The following is a 19390-nucleotide window of genomic DNA, read 5'->3' as shown; positions in this document are numbered from 1 at the left end:
AATGCGTTGGTTGGCTCTTTATACGGCGCTGGTGCTTGGTGCAAATGCGGTCTGCGCCCCGGCTTTTGCCGGCGCGATCGACTGGCAGGCCGCGCATGACGGCGGGCTGGCCAAGCTGAACCCGATCGATCCGGCGCCGGTGCCGCAGACGTCCTTTACCGATCCCGACGGCGGCAGCCACAGCCTGACCGATTACAAGGGCAAGGTGGTGCTGGTGAATTTCTGGGCGACATGGTGTGCCCCCTGCCGCGAGGAGATGCCGTCTCTGGACCGGCTGCAGGCGCAGCTGGGGGGCGAGGATTTTCAGGTGGTGGCCATTGCCGCCGGGCACAATCCGCCGCCCGCGATCCAGAAATTCCTGACCGAAGCCAAGGTCGAGAACCTGCCCGTGCGGCTGGACCCGCGCCAGCAACTGGCGCGCGAGATGGGCGTCATGGGCATGCCGGTGACCGTGCTGGTCGACCGTCAGGGCAATGAGATCGCCCGGCTGATCGGCGGCGCCGACTGGTCCTCGGAGGCGGCGCAGGCGCTTATCCGGCAGGCGACAGCGCCCTGACGCGGCCATGCGCCGGGCAGTCGACCATATGGTCGTTAACCAGCCCGCAGGCCTGCATGAATGCATAGGTGATGACCGGGCCGCAAAAGTTGAAACCACGCTTTTTCAGGGCCTTGGCCATGATTTCCGACTGCGCCGTCTTGGCTGGCACCTCGGCCATGCTGCGAAAGCGGTTCTGCACCGTCTCGCCGCCGACGAAGGACCAGATGAAGGGGGTAAAACCCTCGGCCGCCTCGATTTCTAGAAACAGCCGCGCGCCTTTGACCGTCGCCTCGATCTTGCCGCGGTGGCGGATGATGCCGGGGTTTTGCAGGGCGGCGGCGATCTGCGCCTCGTCCCAGCCGGCGACGCGCTCGGGGTCGAAGCCCTCGAAAGTCTCGCGAAACGCCTCGCGCTTGCGCAGGATGGTGATCCAGCTCAGCCCGGCCTGAAAGCCGTCGAGCACCAGTTTTTCCCACAGTGCGCGCGGATCGCGTTCGGGCACGCCCCATTCGCGGTCGTGGTAATCGACATATAGCGGATCGGTCCCGCACCATGCGCAGCGGCTGCCTTCGGTCATCGTCCATTAACCCTGAGTCGAGAAACCACCTGAGGTTTACCCGATCTTAGGACATGATCGCCAGACTTCGGCTGAAGACAGGAGCCTTGGCATGACAGAGACCTTTGACCCGCGCAATGAAACCGGCTCGCCGCTGGATTTCGCCGTTGATCAGCAGACGCGCGTGACGATGGCCACCGTCCGGCGCGCGGTATCCCGGGGCGATGCCGTCCTGGCCTATCAGCCGGTGGTGCAGGCCGATCGCCCCGACAACGTCGCCTTTCACGAGGGGCTGATCCGAATCATCGACGAAACCGGGCGCATCGTGCCCCTGCGCGATTTCATGCCGCTGGCCGAAACCACCGAGCTTGGCCGCCAGATCGACTGCCTGTCGCTGTCCCTGGGCATCAAGGCACTGGCCGAGGAGCCCTCGATGCGGCTGTCGATCAATATGTCGGCCCGCTCGATCGGCTACCCGGCATGGCTGCGCACCCTGCGCGACGGCATCGGCGGCGACGTCAGCCTGTCCGAGCGGCTGATCCTTGAAATCACCGAAAGCTCGGCCATGGGCCTGCCCGATCTGGTCGGCCGCTTCATGCAGGAGTTGCAGACCCAGGGGGTCAGCTTTGCGCTGGACGATTTCGGCGCCGGCTATACCTCGTTCCGCTACCTGCGCGATTTCTGTTTCGACATGATCAAGATCGACGGGCAATTCATCCGAGAGATCGCGCAGGAACGCGACAATCAGGTGCTGGCCCGCGCCCTGCAGGCGATCGCGCATCATTTCGACATGTTCACCGTCGCCGAATCGGTCGAAACGGCCGAGGACGCCGCCTTCCTGATCGACATGGGCATCGACTGCCTGCAGGGATATTACTTCGGCGCCCCGACCATCGTGCCGCCCTGGCGCTCGCCGAATTCGGCGGCGAAACGCTCTTAGGCGGAGCGTGGGGGCGGTCCTTGCTCGCGCCTTGCTCGCGCCTTGGGCTGGCGGATCGCCCTGCCTGCCTTGACCTGCGGATGTGGCCCTGCCCGGCATTGCCAGCGGATCGAGCGCTGCCCGGCTTGGGCGAGCGAGGAAAACTCTCTCCGCATGGGGTCGGTAGGTCACGCTGCCTGCCCGCTGCCCTCGGATCGCCCTGCCCGAACCAGCCCAGCAGGTCGCCGCGCCCGTCAGGGCTGGCGGGCGCTTTGCCCCACCGGGCCGGGCCCCTTTGCCCGCTCAGGCAGACGGAAGGCTTTGCCGCTCGGGGCCGGTGGGCGCCCTGCCCGCGCGGACGGGTCCGCGTGGCCGGTCTCTCACCACCTGTCAACAACCGAATCCCGCAGCCGCCGGCAACATGCGTGCGCTGCAATCTGGCCATGCGGGCCGAGCAGGGCTTGCGGCGGATTCCCGGGAAACCGGGGCGCCGCGCCGCCCCAACCGGGGCTTTGAACCTGCTTTCTGCCCCCAATCTACAACAAAAGCCGTAATCGCATCATAGGGACCTTGACAGCCAGATCCTGGTCTTTCGCTGGTCGGGCCACGGGCAAGTTCTGGCCGAGAAATCCTTGCCTTAGGCAAATCGCGTCTTTGGTCGGTCCAACAAGGACTGGCGCGCCGCGCGGCGCCCGTGTCAGGCTGCACCCGCGCTCCCCCCTCAGGTTGGTCGCTTGACGTTGCTTGACGAAACGGCAACTTGAGGGGGACGCCCCCGTTTTCGGCACTCAGTGAAGGAGCCTGCCATGACCAAAGCCGTGATCGTATCCGCCGCGCGCACCCCCGTCGGGAGTTTTCTTGGAAGTTTCGCCAACACGCCGGCCCATGAGCTGGGCGCCATCGCCATCAAGGCGGTTCTGGAACGCGCCGGTGTCGATCCGGCCGAGGTTTCGGAAACCATCCTCGGTCAGGTGCTGACCGCCGGTCAGGGCCAGAACCCCGCCCGCCAGTCGCATATCCTCGCCGGCCTGCCCAAGGAAAGCCCGGCCTGGTGTATGAACCAGGTCTGTGGCTCGGGTCTGCGCACCGTGGCGCTGGCCGCGCAGCAGGTGATCTTGGGCGATTCGCGCATCGTGGTTGCGGGCGGTCAGGAATCGATGTCGCTCTCGGCCCATGCCGCCTATATCCGCGCCGGGCAAAAGATGGGCGACCTGAAGATGCTCGACACGATGATCAAGGACGGGCTCTGGGACGCCTTCAACGATTATCACATGGGCACCACCGCCGAGAACGTTGCCAAGCAATGGAACATCTCGCGCGAGGCGCAGGACGAATTCGCCACCGCATCGCAAAACAAGGCCGAGGCTGCGCAAAAGGCCGGCCGTTTCGCCGATGAGATCGTCCCGGTGACGCTGAAGACCCGCAAGGGCGATGTCGTCGTCGATCAGGACGAATACATCCGCCACGGCGCCACGCTGGATGCGATGCAAAAGCTGCGCCCGGCCTTTGCCAAGGACGGCACCGTGACCGCCGGCAACGCCTCGGGCCTGAACGACGGCGCCGCCGCGCTGCTGGTCATGACCGAGGAAGAAGCGGCCCGCCGCGGCCTGACGCCGCTGGCCCGCATCGCCTCTTATGCCACCGCCGGCGTCGATCCGGCGATCATGGGCACCGGCCCGATCCCGGCCAGCCGCAAGGCGCTGGAAAAAGCCGGCTGGAAAGTCGGTGATCTGGATCTGGTCGAGGCGAACGAAGCCTTTGCCGCGCAGGCCTGCGCCGTGAACCAGGACATGGGCTGGGATCCGGCCATTGTGAACGTCAACGGTGGCGCCATCGCCATCGGCCACCCGATCGGCGCTTCGGGCGCGCGCATCCTGAACACGCTGCTGTTCGAAATGCAGCGCCGGGACGCCAAGAAAGGCCTGGCCACGCTGTGCATCGGCGGCGGCATGGGCGTGGCCCTCTGCGTCGAGCGCTGAACCAGAAATGATCTTGCGCGCAATTTTCTTGCGTGCAAGATCAACCACTGGCAACGGAATTACACGTTAGCTCCACAGAGGGGGAATGAAATGTCGAAAGTGGCTCTGGTGACGGGCGGCTCGCGCGGGATTGGCGCGGCCATCTCGAAGGCTCTGCAGGCTGCAGGTTACACGGTTGCGGCAAACTATGCCGGCAACGACGATGCGGCGCGCGCCTTTACCGAGGAAACCGGCATCAAGACCTACAAATGGTCGGTCGCCGATTATGATGCCTGCGCCGCCGGCATCAAACAGGTCGAGGCCGAGCTGGGCCCGATCGCCGTACTGGTCAACAACGCCGGCATCACCCGCGATTCGATGTTCCACAAAATGACGCCGCAGCAGTGGAAAGAGGTCATCGACACCAACCTGACCGGGTTGTTCAACATGACGCACCCGACCTGGGCCGGCATGCGCGACCGCAAATACGGCCGCATCGTCAACATCAGCTCGATCAATGGTCAGAAAGGTCAGGCCGGTCAGGCGAACTATTCCGCCGCCAAGGCGGGCGATCTGGGCTTTACCAAGGCTCTGGCTCAGGAAGGCGCCCGCGCCGGCATCACCGTGAACGCGATCTGCCCGGGCTATATCGGCACGGAAATGGTGCGCGCCATCGACGAAAAGGTGCTGAACGAACGCATCATTCCGCAGATCCCGGTCGGCCGGCTGGGCGAGCCCGAGGAAATCGCCCGCTGCGTGGTGTTCCTGGCCTCGGACGACGCGGGCTTCATCACCGGCTCGACGATCAGCGCCAACGGCGGCCAGTTCTTCGTCTGACCGACGGCACCCGGAAAATGGCAACGGCCCGCGAGTTTCGCGGGCCGTTTCACATTGAACGAGTTGGAATTTCGTGTCGACAAGCCGCCGTCGCCTCAGTGCGACAGGCGCGTGATCTCCTCTTTCAGGCGCAGCTTTTCCTTCTTCATCTGGGAAATCGAGAGGTCATCCGTCGCGGGACTGCGATGGGCAGCCTCGATCTTGCTGGAAAGTGACTGATGTTTACGGCGAAGCTCCTGAACATGGGATTCAACCGACATGTCGTCCTCCTCGTGGATTTATCGAACAGTCATGAGTGCATCACAGAATCGTCGCATTGTCACCGAAAATTACCGATCCCGCAGGTTGAGCGCCGCCGCCTCGCGCAAGACCGCGTGAGCGGCTGCGGTCAGATCCTCGCCATCGGCGCCATGTGACGGTTTTTCATGCATGATGAAGGGGTAAAGCAGCCGCAGTGGCGCGCGTGCGCCCTTGCGTGCCAGCACGATCACCCGCCCGGCCGCGCGACCGCTCCTCGCGCTGACTGGCAAGATCGTGATCTCACCCGCCTGCCCGTCCAGCACGGTCAGAATCGCCCCCAGCCGCTCGGCGCGGTGAATCAGCGCCAGCCAGCCGCCGGGCCGCAGCCGCCGCAGCGCCGTGCCGATCCACAGCGACAGCGGCGCATCCTCGTGCCGCGCGGTGCCGCGCCCGGCATCGGGGGCGATGGTGCCCGACTGGAAATAGGGCGGATTGGCGATGACATGGTCAAAGCTGCGGGCCCGCAACTCGGCCGGCATCCGCCCCAAATCGCCGGTCAGGATGCTGGCCGCAAGGCCATTGGCCGTGGCATTGGCGCGGGCAAGGGCGGCGTAATCGTCTTGCAGCTCCAGCCCGGTCAGTTCCAGCCCCGGCACCCGCGTCCCAAGGCACAGCAACGCCGCTCCTGCCCCGCAGCCCAGTTCAAGCACCGACTCGCCCGCCACCGCCGGGCAGGCCGCCGCCAGCATCACCGCATCGGCGCCGGCCCGATAGCCGGCCACGGGCTGCGCCAGTTGCAGCCGCCCGCCCAGAAAGCCGTCGCGGCGCGTCTCAGCGGCCATCGTCGATGCAATTGTCGCGCAGGATGGCGCGGGCCATGAACAGGTCGCGATCGGCCACCATCAGCCGGCGCGGCAAAATGCCCAGCGAGCCCTCCAGCACGCTCATGTGCTGGTCCAGCGCAAAGGCGGCGATTCCCTCGGATTCGAGCAGATCGCAGGCCCGGACGATCAGGAGCGGATTCGTGGTGCGCAGGACTTCCTTCATGGCGCCAGAGGTTAAGGGGCAGTTGCTTATGTGTCCATGGCATGGCAATGGCTTGCCAGCGAAAGGGAATGGCCCATGGGTATGAACGAGAACGTCTCGAAGCCGCTCGACCGACTGTCCGCCGCGCTGGCGCTGGACATGGAGGCGGTCAACGTGCTGATCCGCGACCGCATGGCCAGCCGGCATGCGCCGCGCATCCCCGAGGTAACGGCCCATCTGGTCGAGGCTGGCGGCAAACGGCTGCGGCCGATGCTGGTGCTGGCAGCGGCGCGGCTCTGCGGCTATCAAGGCGACGCGCATATCCTGCTGGCGGCGGCGGTCGAATTCATCCACACCGCGACGCTGCTGCATGACGATGTGGTCGACGAAAGCCAGCAACGCCGGGGCCGGCCGACCGCCAACCTGCTATGGGACAACAAGTCCAGCGTGCTGGTCGGCGACTATCTGTTCGCCCGCAGCTTCCAGCTGATGGCCGACACCGGCAGCATGCGCGTCATGCGCATCCTTGCCAATGCCAGCGCCACCATCGCCGAGGGCGAGGTGCTGCAGTTGACGGCGGCGCAGGACATCTCGACCAGCGAAGACACCTATATCCAGATCGTGCGCGGCAAGACCGCAGCGCTGTTCTCGGCCGCGACCGAATCGGGCGCCGAGGTGGCCGGCGCCGAGGCTGCGGTGCAGCAGGCGCTGTTCGACTATGGCGACGCCCTGGGCATCGCCTTCCAGATCGTGGACGACCTGCTGGATTACGGCGGCTCGGCCCAGGTCATCGGCAAGAACGTCGGCGACGACTTCCGCGAGCGCAAGCTGACGCTGCCGGTGATCAAGGCCATCGCCGCCGCCGATGCCAATGAGCGCGCCTTTTGGGAACGCACCATCGGCAAGGGCAAGCAGGACGAGGGCGATCTGGAAACCGCGCTGGAGATCCTGCAACGGCGCGGCGCGCCGGCGGCGGCGCGGGCCGATGCCATCGCCTGGGCCAACCGCGCCAAGGCCGCCCTGCAAGCCTGCCCCGACCAGCCGCTGCGGGTGATCCTGTCGGATCTGGCCGATTACGTGGTCTCGCGCTTGTCCTGATCGGGCAAGGCGCGGCGCGAGCCCGCCCCGGCAATCCCAAACCCGGAAACGAAAAAGCCCCGCTGCAATGCGGGGCTTTTCCAGTCCGAGGGAGAGGCTCAGTTGTTGTAGGCGTTCTCGCCATGCACGGTGACGTCCAGCCCTTGGCGTTCGTCATTGGCCGGCACCCGCAGCCCGACGACCGCCTTGACGATCATCAGCGCGACAAAGGACACCACGCCCGACCAGATCACCGCGACCAGCACGCCCAGCGCCTGCGTCGTGACCTGACCCGCGATGCTGTAATCGGGCGAAACTGCGCCGGTGGCATAGTCGAAGACGCCCGAGCCACCCAGCGAGGGTGCCGCAAAGACGCCGGTCAGGATGGCACCGATGATGCCGCCGACGCCGTGGATGCCGAACACGTCAAGGCTTTCGTCGATGCCCAGTTTCGACTTCAGGCTGATGACGAACCACATGCAGAGGAAGCCGGCAGCCAGACCGATGGCGATGGCGCCCATCGGGCCCACGAAACCGGCAGCCGGGGTGATGCCCACCAGACCGGCAATGGCACCCGAGACACCGCCCAGCAGCGAGGGATGACCACGGAACAGCCATTCGCCAAAGGCCCAGGCCAAAGCGGCGGCGGCGGTGGCGACGGTGGTGTTCAGGATCGCCAGCGCGGCGGTGCCGGTGGCCTCCATGTTCGAGCCGGCGTTGAAGCCGAACCAGCCGACCCACAGCAGGCAGCCGCCCAGCAGGGTAAAGGGCAGGTTATGCGGCGCCATCAGCTCTTTGCCAAAGCCCAGACGCGGGCCGACGACGATCGCGGCGACCAGACCCGCGACACCGGCGTTGATGTGGATGACCGTGCCGCCGGCAAAGTCCAGCGCGCCATGGCCGAACAGATAGCCGCCCGGCGCGGTATAGGCCGAGGGACCGCCCCACCACCAGACCATATGGGCCATCGGCAGATACGAGAAGAAGAACCAGATCACCACGAAGAGCAGGATAGCCGAGAATTTCATCCGCTCGACCGTGGCACCGACGATCAGCGCCGGCGCGATGCAGGCAAAGGCCATCTGGAAGATGATGAAGACATATTCCGGCACAAAGACGTTCTGGGTAAAGGTCTCGGCCAGCGACGCCGTGGTCACGCCCGACAGAAAGGCCTTGGACAGCCCGCCGATGAACGGGGTCAGCGCGGTCGCATCCTCGGCGGAACCGGCGCCGGTGAAGGCCAGCGAATAGCCAAAGCAGACCCAGAGCAGCGCCATGATGCAGAAGATCGTAAAGACCTGCATCAGCACCGACAGCATGTTCTTGGAGCGCACGAGGCCGCCATAGAACAGCGCAAGGCCGGGCACAGTCATCATCATGACCAGAATGGCCGAAACCATCATCCAGGTGGTGTCACCCTTGTCCACGATGGGCGCCACGGCGGCCGCGGCATCCGCGACCTCCTGCGCCAACGCCGGCATGCCCATCCCGGCCAGGGGGAGGGCAAGCGCCGGGATCAGGGGATTGATCGCGGTTAGTCTTTTCATGATTCCTGCACCTTCTTTCTGCGTCGCAGCAGTTCCGTGTCGCTGCCAGAAAACCCGCGCTTACGCATTGAGCACAAGAGTTGTGCAAGTTTTCGCCGCCCGCCGATTCATTCAGCACAAAATTTCAGCACGCCTTGAGCGCATTGCAGCTTGGCGCGGCAGTTCACTGATAGGTCATCGCGGTTCTCAAACTGTTCCGGTTCCTGTATCTTTCGCGCAAACAAGCCGGGATCATCCGGCCGGGCAGGATACAGGCATGAAAAAACCCACCGGCAGGGGCCGGATCGTTGCTGACAAGCGCAATTTCGACCAACCCCCTCAGAAAGCACAGAAACAGCAACAGCCGGCGCGCAAGTCCGGTGGCTCGCGCCCGCCCCGGCGCGGCAATATGATCAGCCGGGGAATCGCCGGCACGGTGTCTTTGGTCTGGCGCGTGATCTGGGGATCGTTCTGGCGGCTGGCGCTGACTTTCGCGGCAATCCTCGCGGCGGCGACGTTCTATTTCTATACGACGCTGCCCGAAGCTTCGGCACTTTTCGACGGTCGCGCCCGCGGTTCGGTCACGATGCTGGACACCGACGGCCGGGTTTTCGCATGGCGTGGCGAAACTTTCGGCATGGTCAGTGCCGATAAAATCGCCCCCGTGCTGAAGGATGCGGTCGTCGCCACCGAGGACAAGCGATTCTACAGCCATTTCGGCGTCGATCCGCAGGGCATCGCCTCGGCGGTCAAGATCAACCTGACCCAGGGGCGCGGCGCGCTGCAGGGCCATGGCGGCTCGACCATCACCCAGCAGCTGGCGAAACTGCTGTGTCTGGGCGAGGGCTTTGACCCGATCAAGTGGAAATCCGAATCCGATTACGAGGCCGAGTGCCGCAAGAGCAGCATCTGGCGCAAGGTCAAGGAAGTCCCCTATGCCATGGCGATGGAGGCGAAATACTCCAAGCAGGACATCCTGAACATCTACATGAACCGCTCGTATCTGGGGGCCGGCGCCCGCGGCTTCGAGGCGGCGTCGCAGCGCTATTTCGGCAAGTCGGCGGCGGATGTCACGGCCTCCGAGGCTGCGATGCTGGCGGGGCTGCTGAAGGCACCCAGCTATTTCGCGCCCACCTCGAACCTGCAACGCGCGCAGGAACGTGCCAGCGTCATTCTGGGGCTGATGCATGATCAGGGCTATCTGGACGACAAGCAATATGCCGATGCCAAGGCGCATCCGGCGGTGCTGTCCAAGGCGGCAGCGGCCCGCGCGGGCGGCTATTTCGCCGATTGGGTGATGGATTCCGGCCCCGGCTTCCTGACCAGCGAGACGACCGAGGACGTGACCATCCAGACCACCTTCGACCAGCGCATCCAGCGCGCGGCCGAACGTGCGCTGAAGCGGGTGTTCGACGAAAAGGTGGCCAAGGGCTCGACCGCGCAGGCGGCCGTGGTGGTGATGTCGCCCGATGGTGCGGTGCGCGCGATGATCGGTGGGCGTGACAATACCGCCGCCGGCACCTTCAACCGCGCCACGCAGGCGCTGCGTCAGCCCGGCTCCAGCTTCAAACCCTTTGTCTATGCCGCCGCACTGGATCAGGGCTATGGGCCGAACGACCGGATTCTTGACGCGCCGCTGACCATCAATGTGCGCGGCTCCGGGCCGTGGTCGCCGCAGAACTACACCCGGAAATATCTGGGTGAAGTGACACTGACCCGGGCGCTGGCGCAATCGCTGAACACCGCGACGATCCGCTTGCAGGAAATCGTCGGCCGCGACGCGGTGCGGCGGGTGGCGCAGGATTTCGGCTTTGCCAATGACATGGCCAACGGGCCGTCGCTGGGTCTGGGCGTGTCGGAATCGACGCTGCTCAACATGACCTCGGCCTATGCCGGCATCCGCAATGGCGGCACGGCGGTCCGGCCCTATGGTCTGGTCGAACTGCGCATCAAGGGCGACGACCAGCCGCTGATCGGCCAGACCGGCGGCATGGGTCAGCGCGTCATCTCGCAAAAGGCGGCGGGCGAGCTGATCGGCATGATGCAGCAGGTGATCCAGAACGGCACCGGCGGCCGCGCCAAGCTGGGCAACCGCCCGGTGGCGGGCAAGACCGGCACCACCTCCAGCTATCGCGATGCGTGGTTCATCGGCTTTACCGGACAATATGTCACCGGCGTCTGGCTGGGCAATGACGACAACAAGCCGATGAAGGGCGTGACCGGCGGTGGCCTTCCGGCCGAGATCTGGCAGGCGGTGATGGCGGAAATCCACGACGGCTTGCCGGTCGAGCCGCTGGGGAATTTCGTCTTCGACGCCTCGGGTGCGGTGCCGCATGTGGTCAGCTCGGGCGGCGCCGATGGCGCGGCCGATCCGCTGGCCGCCGCCCTGTCCGAGGCGCTGGGGCAGGAACAGCCCTCGGGCTCGGCGCCGGCGACGCCTTCCTCGACGATCAGCAGCGATGGCGGCACGCAGCCGGGCCGCACCCTGCCCGATCCGGGCGAGCCGGGCACCACCCCACCCAGCTTCCCGGCGGAAACCTCGTCCAGCGGCGATACCGAATTGTCGCCGGACGATCCGCTGACACAGGCGCTGCGCGGCATCGACGGCGTCTACAACCAATAAGAAAGGCGGCCTGCGGGCCGCCTTTTCATTTTACACGGGTGCAGCGATCAACCGGCCTTTTGCAGATCCGCCGTCAGCGCGGCGATGTCGCCCTTGCGCTTGGCCAGCATGGCCGAGACCTCGGCCCGCTCCGAGGCAAGCATGTTCACCCCTTCGATGATGATGTTGAAATAGCGGCCCTGCCCGGACTTGTCCGAGACGTGCCATTCCATCTCCATCGGGCTGCGGCCTTTCAGATAGGCGATCGAGGTCACGGCGATGAAGCTTTTCACCGGTCGCGCGCCGGTCACCTCGATCTTGGACCCGATGAATTCGCGGAAGCGCTTGCCGTATTTGCGCCCGATATAGCCCTGGAAGGCGTGTTTATAGGCGGCGAACTCGGCCGGCTTGACCCGACGCGCCGCCGGACCCAGCGCCGAGCGGGCGATGATGTCGACATCGGCATAGCGCGCAAAGATCGCCTCGAAGGCCTTGTACATCTGCGCCGGCGGCTGGCCCGAGTTGATGACGGCATAGACCTCGTCCAGCGATTTCTGCACCAGAGCGCTGGCCTGTTTTTCGTCCAGCGCCAGGGCCGGCGTCGCGACAAAGGCGCAGCCTGCGGCGATCAGGCCCAGAAAACCGCGGCGGGTGTCATTCGGCATAAGGGTCAATCTCGTCTCCTTGCTCGCCCAGTTCGTGGCGGCGATGTTGCAGCCAGATCAGCCGGGTCTGGGCATAACTATCGGCGCTTTCATGCAGGACGCTATCGACGGAATCGCCAAAACGCGCCCGTTCACCGGCTTTTGAGACGGCGCGTGCCCCTAGGCCGATCGCATATTGGTCGCGGTTCAGCACCGAATGCATCGGATCGATCACCAGATCCACCACCCGCCCGGCACTGTCGCGCAGCGTCGAGGGGCCCAAAAGCGGCAGCTCCAGATAGGGGCCTTCGCCGACGCCCCAGACCGCAAGCGTCTGGCCGAAATCGGTATCCTGCTCGGGCAAAGCGAAATCCGCGCTCGCCGGGTCAAGGAAACCGGCCAGACCCAGCGTGCCGTTGACCAGAAACCGGAAGGTGGTCTTGATCGCCGGCTCCGGCCGGCCTTGCAGCAGATGGTTCACCGCCTTGCCCGGCTGCGCAAGGTTCGAGCCGAAATTGCCAAGCCCGGTCACGACATGGCTGCCGATGCCGCCCTGCCCCCCGTCACTGCTGCCGCCCTTGCCCCCGGCCATGCTGGCGCTCAGCGGCTTGACCACCTGCTGGTCCAGCCCGACGTTGAAGGCATGGGCGCGCCGGTTCAGCGGCTCCAGCGGGTCGTTGATCTCTTGTTCCCGGGGGGCCGATTGGCAGGCGGCCAGCGCCAGAACAGCGGCAAGTGCGATACTTCGCTTCAATACTCTGCTAACCTTCTGTGGCTATGGTCGTGGCAACCCGGCGATTCTCCGCCCAGCGCGGGACAGGGCCCACTGTCGCCGACGGCAAGGTTCGGATATGCGCTGACGCGGATCCGGGCAAGCCCGGCGAGACGAACACGGAAGGAACCGGCATGGCCCTGCCGCCGATGCGCCACGATGGCCGTAGTGAACTGGTTGAGGCGCGCGGCAATGCGCGCCATCTCTACCTGATCGTCGGCCTGTTTTCGTTCATGGTGAACCTGCTGATGCTGACCGGCCCGCTGTTCATGATGCAGGTCTATGACCGCGTCCTGGGCAGCCGCTCGGTCGAAACGCTGACGGCGCTGTTCTTGCTGGTGGTGTTCCTGTTCATCATGATGGGCGTGCTGGATTTCGCCCGCAGCCGCGTCATGTCGCGGGTCGCCGCCCGTTTTCAGGAACGGATGGAGGGGCGGGTGTTCACCGCAGCCCTGCAGGACGGCGCCGCCGGCGCCTCGGATGTGGCGGTCAAGGGTGGGATGCGCGATCTTGAGGCGGTAATGCGCCTGATCGGTTCGCCGGTGCTGATGGCGCTATTCGACCTGCCTTGGGCACCGCTGTTTCTGGGGGCGGTCTATGTGTTCCACCCGGTTCTGGGGGCGGTGGCGACGGCGGGGCTGATCGTACTGGTGGTGGCGACGGTGCTGAACCAGTGGCTGGGCCGCGAATCGCTGCAAAAGGCCACGATCACCGCGCAATCGGCCGAACGGATGTCAGATCTTTACCGCGAGGAGGGCGAGCTGATCGGCTCGCTCGGGATGCGCGAGGCAACATTCCGCCGCTGGCAGTCCATGCGCGACCGCGCCACCGAGGCGACGGTGAAAAGCCAGGACCGCGCGACCGGCTTCACGGTGTTTTCCCGCACCTTCCGGCTGTTTTTGCAAAGCGCGCTTCTGGCCGCCGGTGCATGGCTGGTGCTGCGCCAAGAGGTGACGCCGGGCGCGATGATCGCCTCATCCATCCTGATGGGCCGGGCGCTGTCGCCGATCGAGCAGGTCGTGGGCGGCTGGTCGCTGGTGCAGCGCGCGCAGGACGGCTGGAAGCGGCTGGGCGAGCTGCTGGGGCGCCGCCCGCCGGTGGTGCCGCGCACCGCCCTGCCCCGGCCCGACGCCCAGATCGAGGTGCGCAACCTGACCGTCGTGCCGCCGGGTCAAACCGTGCCGACGCTGCGCGGCGTCAGCTTTGACATCACGCCGGGGCTGGCTCTGGGGGTGATCGGCCCCTCGGGCGCGGGCAAGACCACGCTTGCCCGGGCCCTGATCGGCGCATGGCCCATCGCCGGCGGCTCGATCCGGCTGGCGGGCGCGACGCTGGACCAATACGACCCCGACCTTTTGGGCAGCCTGATCGGCTATCTGCCGCAACAGGTCACGCTGTTCGACGGCACGATTGCCGAAAACATCGCCCGGCTCTCGCCCGATCCCGACCCGCAGCGCATCGTCGCCGCCGCCACCGCGGCGGCCGCGCATCGCATGATCCTTGACCTGCCGCAGGGCTATGACACCCAGGTCAGCCAAGCCGGTGGCCGGCTTTCGGGCGGGCAGATCCAGCGCATCGGCCTTGCGCGCGCGCTTTATGCCGATCCGGTGCTCTTCGTGCTGGACGAGCCGAACTCGAACCTCGACAACGAGGGCTCGCAGGCGCTGAACCTCGCCATCCGCAACATCAAGGCGCGCGGCGGCGCAGTCATCATCATGGCGCACCGCCCGGCCGCGATCTCGGAATGCGAATTGCTGCTGTTTCTGGATCAGGGCATGCGCCGCGCCTTTGGCCCAAGGGACGAGGTGCTGAACTCCATGGTCCGCAATGCCGAACAGATCAACCGGGCGCAGGGCCAGGGCGGAGGTGTGTCGTGAGCAATCCCAAGATGCCGAACCCGACCGAAACCCGGGCCGCCGAACCGGCGCGGCCCGAACGTCCCGCCATGCCGCTGATCCGGCCGACACCGACACCGCCCCGCCCAGAATGGTCGGCGCGCGGCGCGGTGATCCTTGGCCTGGTGACCATGGCGCTGCTGGTCGGGGGCTTTGGCCTTTGGGCGGTGACCGCGCGGATCGCCGGTGCCGTGGTGGCCGCCGGACAGGTCGAGGTGGAACAGCGCCGGCAGGTGGTGCAGCATCCCGATGGCGGTGTCGTCGATCAGATCCTCGTGCATGAGGGTGAGACCGTGACCGCCGGCCAGCCGCTGATCCGGCTGGATGGCGCGCTGCTCGACACCGAGCGCACCATCGTCGAGGGCCAGTATTTCGAGGTTCTCGCCCGCCGTGGCCGGCTGGAGGCCGAGCGCGCCGATAAAAAAGAGATCCTGTTCCCGGCCGAGCTGGTCGAACTGGCCAAGACCCGGCCACAGCTGCAAGAGCTGATGGACGGCCAGACCAGCCTGTTCCACGCGCGGCTGGACACGCTGTCGCAATCGCTGGGCCAGCTTGCCAAGCAGTCCGAACAGGTCCGCTCGCAGATTGCCGGCATTCAGGCGCAGAACCGCGCCCTGCAACAGCAGCGCGACTTCATCGCGCAGGAATTGCGCGATCAGCGTTCACTCTTGGAAAAGGGGTTGGCGCAGGCGCCGCGCGTGCTGGCGCTGGAGCGCGAAGGGGCGCGGCTGGACGGGCTTTTGGGCGAAACCACCGCCTCGGAGGCGCAGGCCGAAACCCAGCTGTCGCAGATCGACCTGTCGCGGCTGGAGAAATCCGCCACCTATCGCGAACAGGCCGAGACCGAGCTGCGCGATCTGGGCTATCGCGAGCTGGAGCTGGCCGAGCGCCGCCGCGCGCTGACCGAGCAGATCGCGCGGCTGGAAATCCGCGCGCCCGTCTCGGGCATTGTGCAGGAGTTGCAGGTGACCACGCCGCGCTCGGTGATCCGGCCGGCTGATCCGATCATGTTCATCATCCCGCAGGACCGCCCGCTGGTGGTGGCGGCGCGTATCGCCACCATCAACATCGACGAGGTGCATCCGGGCCAGCAGGTCGTGCTGCGGTTTTCGTCCTTTTCCTCGCGCACCACGCCCGAGATCGACGGCATCCTGACCCGCGTCTCGGCTGATGCGCTGGTCGATCAGACCGCGCATGTGTCCTATTACCGCGCCGAGGTGACGATCCCGCCGGACCAGATCGCCAAGCTGGGCAAGCTGACGCTGGTGCCGGGGATGCCGGTCGAGGTCTATGTCCAGACCGGCGAGCGCAGCCCGTTCGCCTATCTGGTCAAACCCTTGAGCGACTATTTCATCCGCGCTTTCCGCGAAAGCTGATTGCGAGAGCAGGCCGGGCTGGCTTGCAGGGTAGGCTGGCCCGGTCGCGTTGCGATGCGCAAGGATTGGCAGGTTCGGCGGGCTTGTCATGTCATGGGGCGTGTCGCGAAGGTTTTGCGGGTGCTTCAGGAACCGGGAGCCAGAACACTGCCCGATGGCGGTGCCGCTCCATTGCTTTCACAGTGAGAGCCGCCGGCTAACTGCAAGCACGGATATTCGTGACGCCCCCAACCCTTTGACAAACGTCCGAAGCTTCACGGCCGCATTCTCCGAACCGCGTTGCAGGGGCGGATGGATGCTCTGGTCTTTTGTGCCGCATTTGAAATGGTGCGATGCGCGGGCCTCGGCAGGCTTCACGAGCCGTCGGCATCAGGGTAAAGGGTAAAGGCGCGTAGATCCCGGTGCAGACTCTGCCCGCACGAAACGCAGGGCCGCCCAATACGGCGATACGGCGATACGGCGATACGGCGATACGGCGATACGGCGATACGGCGATACGGCGATACGGCGATACGGCGATACGGCGATACGGCGATACGGCGATACGGCGATACGGCGATACGGCGATACGTGCCGGATCAGGCCGTGGCGTCAAGCTGCCGGGGTGGAATATCTGGACGGCGCCGCCGGATCGGGGCTCTGCCCCGGACCCCGGGATATTTTTGCATGAAAGAAGGGCGCTCGGGGCATTTTGCCGATGGGTGCCGGGTCTTGCTCCGGACCCGGGTGATATTGGCATGTTGGCGGACGAAGATTGGCGCGGGCCGTAAGCCCGGTGACCAGAGCTATGCGCGCACCGTCAAGCCAGAGCGCGACCAAGGACGCTCTACACCCATGAACGCATGACGCCCGGACAAGCCGCGCCGGCGGGGTGCCGGCGCGGCTTGCTGGCGCTTAGACGTCCAGACACCAGCGCATGACGGCCTTTTGCGCGTGGAGCCGGTTTTCCGCCTCATCGAAGATGACCGAGTTCGGGCCGTCCATCACCGCGCTGGTCACCTCGTCATCGCGATGTGCCGGCAGGCAATGCATGAACAGCGCATCGGGCTTGGCCTGCGCCATCAGCGTCTCGTTGACCTGATAGGCGCGCAGCTGGTTGTGCCGCCGCTCGCGCGCCGATTGCGGGTCATGCATCGAGACCCAGGTGTCCGTGACCACCAGATCAGCACCCTCGACCGCCTTGGCCGGGTCGCGCTCGATCACCGCCCGCACACCCTGGGCACGGGCAAACTCCAGCGCCTCGGCCTCGGGGTCCAGCGTCGGGGGGCCGGTAAAAGTGAAGTCATAGCCGAACTGGCCCGCGGCATGGATCATGCTGGCGCAGACGTTGTTGCCGTCGCCCGACCAGACAACCTTGCGCCCGGCGATCGGGCCGCGATGTTCCTCGAAGGTCATCACATCGGCCATGATCTGGCAGGGATGGGTGCGGTTGGTCAGGCCGTTGATCACCGGCACCGAGGCATATTCCGCCATTTCCAGCAGCGTCGCCTCTTCGAAGGTGCGGATCATGATCAGGTCGACATAGCGCGACAGCACGCGGGCGGTGTCGGCAATGGTCTCGCCATGGCCCAGCTGCATCTCTTTGCCCGACAGCACCATGGTCTGTCCGCCCATCTGACGCACGCCCAGATCAAAGCTGACGCGGGTCCGGGTCGAGGGCTTTTCAAAGATCAGCGCGACCATGCGGTTCTTGAGCGGCTGTTCGGCATCCGGCGCGCCCTTGGGCTGGCCGGCCCGGGCATCCTTCATGCGGCGGGCGGTGTCGATCATGCCGCGCAGATCGGCCTTGGCGGTGGTGTGGATGTCGAGAAAATTGTTCATCGTGAGACTGTCTTTCGGATCGGTGCGCTCAGCAAGCCGCTTTGCCGGGATGAGGTCAAGGGCCGAAGCCCCTATTTCGCGGGAGATATCGCCCGCCTCATCGGTGCCGCGTCAGGGCGCGGACCATGGTGCCGTGCTGAAGCGAGCCTGAGGCGCAGGATGCCGATCCGCCGCCGAACCCGAGAGCGCCGGACAGGCGCAACCGACCCGCCGGCAGGGGCGGATCGGCGAATTGCAGCGACCCTGACGATCCGTCAGCCATCCAGCCTGCCGGCGGCCCGGTCCAGCCGTGCCACCGCCTCGGCGATTTCCGCATCCGTGATGGTCAGCGGCGGCAACAGGCGCAGCGTGTTGTCGGCGGCCGGAACGGTCAGCAGATGTTCGGCATAGCCGGCCTTGACCAGATCGGTCGGCGCGACCTTGCATTTCAGGCCCAGCATCAGCCCCTGGCCGCGCACGCTTTCAAAGACATCGGGATGGGCGGCGACCAGCCCTTCCAGCTTTTGCCGGAACAGGGCCGATTTGCGGTTCACCTCGGCCAGGAATTCGGGCGTGGCGATGATCTCCATGACCTTGCTGCCGACCGCGCAGGCCAGCGGGTTGCCGCCATAAGTCGAGCCATGCGTGCCCGCGACCATGGCCGCTGCAGCCTTTTCGGTGGCCAGCACCGCGCCCAGCGGAAAGCCGCCGCCGATGCCCTTGGCGACCATCATGATGTCGGGCGTGATGCCGGCATATTCATGCGCGAACAGCTTGCCCGTCCGGCCCATGCCCGATTGCACCTCGTCCAGCACCAAAAGCGCGCCGGTCCGGTCGCAGAGCTCGCGGATCAGGCGCAGATCGGCATCGGGCAGCGGGCGGATGCCGCCCTCGCCCAGCACGGGCTCCAGCATGACGGCGGCGGTGCGCTCCGAGATCGCGGCCTCAAGCGCCGCCATGTCACCCCAGGGCAGCTGGCGAAAGCCGGGCATCAGCGGGCCAAAGCCCTTGACCATCTTTTCCGACGCCGATGCCGCGATGGCCCCGGTCGAGCGGCCGTGGAAGGCGCCTTCGAAGGTCAGGATCTCGATCCGGTCGGGCTCACCCTGTTCGGACCAGTATTTGCGTACCATCTTGATCGCCAGCTCGGCAGCCTCGGTGCCGGAATTGGTGATGAAGGCGGTGTCGGCAAAGGTGTGCTCGACCAGCAGATCGGCCAGCCGTTCCTGCTGCGGGATCTGATACAGGTTCGAGACATGCCAGATGCGGTTGGCCTGCTCGGTCAGGGCGGCGACCAGTTCGGGGTTGGCATGGCCCAGCGCATTGACCGCGATCCCGGCACCCAGGTCCAGATAGCGGGTGCCGTCCGTGGCGATGGCCCAGGTGCCTTCGCCCCGCTCAAAGGCAAGGGGCGCGCGGTTATAGGTCGGCAGGACGTGCGAGATCATGGAGTTGTCCTCACGGATGGCAGCCGCAGGCAGCGGCTCGGGATGGAATCGGGAAAAGACAGGCAGGATCGAACGTTGACAGGATCAACGTCGGGGACGGGCGACAAGGGCGGTCCGGGCGATCATGGCGACCGCATAGCGCGGAACCGCACAGGGCGCAACGGCTTTCGGCGCCT

17 protein-coding genes are annotated in these 19390 nt (G+C 65.8%); 8 read left to right on the top strand and 9 right to left on the bottom strand.

Translation table 11 applies throughout. From position 1 onward, the window contains the following. The first annotated feature begins 1 nt into the window (after position 1). Entirely contained in the window at positions 2-556 is a 555-nt protein-coding gene (locus GL279_RS12310) for a TlpA disulfide reductase family protein (RefSeq protein WP_155064932.1), read from the top strand. Here the strand turns inward: GL279_RS12310 and GL279_RS12305 are convergent. After that, entirely contained in the window at positions 531-1115 is a 585-nt protein-coding gene (locus GL279_RS12305) for a DNA-3-methyladenine glycosylase I (RefSeq protein ID WP_155064931.1), read from the bottom strand. The genes GL279_RS12310 and GL279_RS12305 overlap by 26 nt on opposite strands. 91 nt (positions 1116-1206) lie before the next feature. On the opposite strand from GL279_RS12305, the gene GL279_RS12300 reads away from it, so the two are divergent. From GL279_RS12300 to phbB, 3 genes are all read left to right on the top strand, one after another. Further along, entirely contained in the window at positions 1207-2034 is an 828-nt protein-coding gene (locus GL279_RS12300) for an EAL domain-containing protein (RefSeq protein WP_155064930.1), read from the top strand. Positions 2035-2819: 785 nt separating this feature from the next. Continuing rightward, entirely contained in the window at positions 2820-3992 is a 1173-nt protein-coding gene (locus GL279_RS12295; RefSeq protein WP_155064929.1) for an acetyl-CoA C-acetyltransferase, read from the top strand. A gap of 90 nt (positions 3993-4082) precedes the next feature. Continuing rightward, positions 4083-4808: an acetoacetyl-CoA reductase gene (phbB, locus tag GL279_RS12290; protein ID WP_155064928.1), complete on the top strand. Its 726-nt coding sequence runs from the start codon at positions 4083-4085 to the stop codon at positions 4806-4808. A 95-nt stretch (positions 4809-4903) separates the two neighbouring features. Here phbB and GL279_RS12285 read toward each other — a convergent pair whose 3' ends face one another. The 3 genes from GL279_RS12285 to GL279_RS12275 all read right to left on the bottom strand — a co-directional run bounded on the left by GL279_RS12285 (position 4904) and on the right by GL279_RS12275 (position 6095). Next, complete coding sequence (locus GL279_RS12285) at positions 4904-5068, bottom strand: YdcH family protein (protein ID WP_155064927.1); 165 nt, start codon at positions 5066-5068, stop codon at positions 4904-4906. A 69-nt stretch (positions 5069-5137) separates the two neighbouring features. Beyond that, positions 5138-5890, bottom strand: a complete 753-nt coding sequence (locus GL279_RS12280) for a tRNA1(Val) (adenine(37)-N6)-methyltransferase (RefSeq protein WP_155064926.1) — start codon at positions 5888-5890, stop codon at positions 5138-5140. Further along, on the bottom strand, positions 5880-6095 hold the full coding sequence (locus GL279_RS12275) for a putative signal transducing protein (protein WP_155064925.1): 216 nt from the start codon (positions 6093-6095) through the stop codon (positions 5880-5882). Before GL279_RS12275 ends, GL279_RS12280 begins: the two co-directional genes overlap by 11 nt. Positions 6096-6170: 75 nt before the next feature. On the opposite strand from GL279_RS12275, the gene GL279_RS12270 reads away from it, so the two are divergent. Then, positions 6171-7172, top strand: a complete 1002-nt coding sequence (locus GL279_RS12270; RefSeq protein WP_155064924.1) for a polyprenyl synthetase family protein — start codon at positions 6171-6173, stop codon at positions 7170-7172. A 98-nt stretch (positions 7173-7270) separates the two neighbouring features. On the opposite strand, the gene GL279_RS12265 is transcribed toward GL279_RS12270, so the two are convergent. Further along, a complete protein-coding gene (locus tag GL279_RS12265) occupies positions 7271-8698 on the bottom strand; it encodes an ammonium transporter (RefSeq protein ID WP_155064923.1) in 1428 nt (475 codons plus the stop codon). A 256-nt stretch (positions 8699-8954) separates the two neighbouring features. Here GL279_RS12265 and GL279_RS12260 point away from each other — a divergent pair, with 256 nt between their 5' ends. Further along, on the top strand, positions 8955-11300 hold the full coding sequence (locus GL279_RS12260) for a transglycosylase domain-containing protein (protein WP_155064922.1): 2346 nt from the start codon (positions 8955-8957) through the stop codon (positions 11298-11300). A 47-nt stretch (positions 11301-11347) separates the two neighbouring features. Here the strand turns inward: GL279_RS12260 and GL279_RS12255 are convergent, their stop codons facing one another. Next, positions 11348-11944, bottom strand: coding sequence for an MlaC/ttg2D family ABC transporter substrate-binding protein (locus GL279_RS12255; protein ID WP_155064954.1), 597 nt, complete (start codon positions 11942-11944; stop codon positions 11348-11350). Continuing rightward, positions 11934-12677 (bottom strand): MlaA family lipoprotein, encoded by a 744-nt coding sequence (locus tag GL279_RS12250; RefSeq protein WP_155064921.1) that lies wholly within the window; start codon positions 12675-12677, stop codon positions 11934-11936. The genes GL279_RS12255 and GL279_RS12250 overlap by 11 nt, the downstream gene beginning before the upstream one ends. 152 nt (positions 12678-12829) lie before the next feature. Between GL279_RS12250 and GL279_RS12245 the strand changes: the two genes are divergently transcribed. Then, positions 12830-14572: a type I secretion system permease/ATPase gene (locus GL279_RS12245; protein ID WP_155064920.1), complete on the top strand. Its 1743-nt coding sequence runs from the start codon at positions 12830-12832 to the stop codon at positions 14570-14572. Positions 14573-14646: 74 nt separating this feature from the next. Beyond that, positions 14647-15966: an HlyD family type I secretion periplasmic adaptor subunit gene (locus GL279_RS12240; protein WP_425495606.1), complete on the top strand. Its 1320-nt coding sequence runs from the start codon at positions 14647-14649 to the stop codon at positions 15964-15966. An 894-nt stretch (positions 15967-16860) separates the two neighbouring features. Here the strand turns inward: GL279_RS12240 and argF are convergent. Both argF and GL279_RS12230 read right to left on the bottom strand, forming a co-directional pair. Continuing rightward, the gene (argF, locus tag GL279_RS12235; RefSeq protein WP_155064919.1) at positions 16861-17787 is read right to left on the bottom strand and encodes an ornithine carbamoyltransferase; all 927 of its coding nucleotides are present in this window, start codon (positions 17785-17787) and stop codon (positions 16861-16863) included. A gap of 254 nt (positions 17788-18041) precedes the next feature. After that, on the bottom strand, positions 18042-19214 hold the full coding sequence (locus GL279_RS12230; RefSeq protein WP_155064918.1) for an aspartate aminotransferase family protein: 1173 nt from the start codon (positions 19212-19214) through the stop codon (positions 18042-18044). Positions 19215-19390: the final 176 nt, after the last annotated feature.

This window comes from Paracoccus limosus (assembly GCF_009711185.1).
Lineage (GTDB): Bacteria > Pseudomonadota > Alphaproteobacteria > Rhodobacterales > Rhodobacteraceae > Paracoccus > Paracoccus limosus.
The sequence above is the reverse complement of the archived record's forward strand: the minus strand, read 5'-3'. Positions and strand labels throughout refer to the sequence as shown.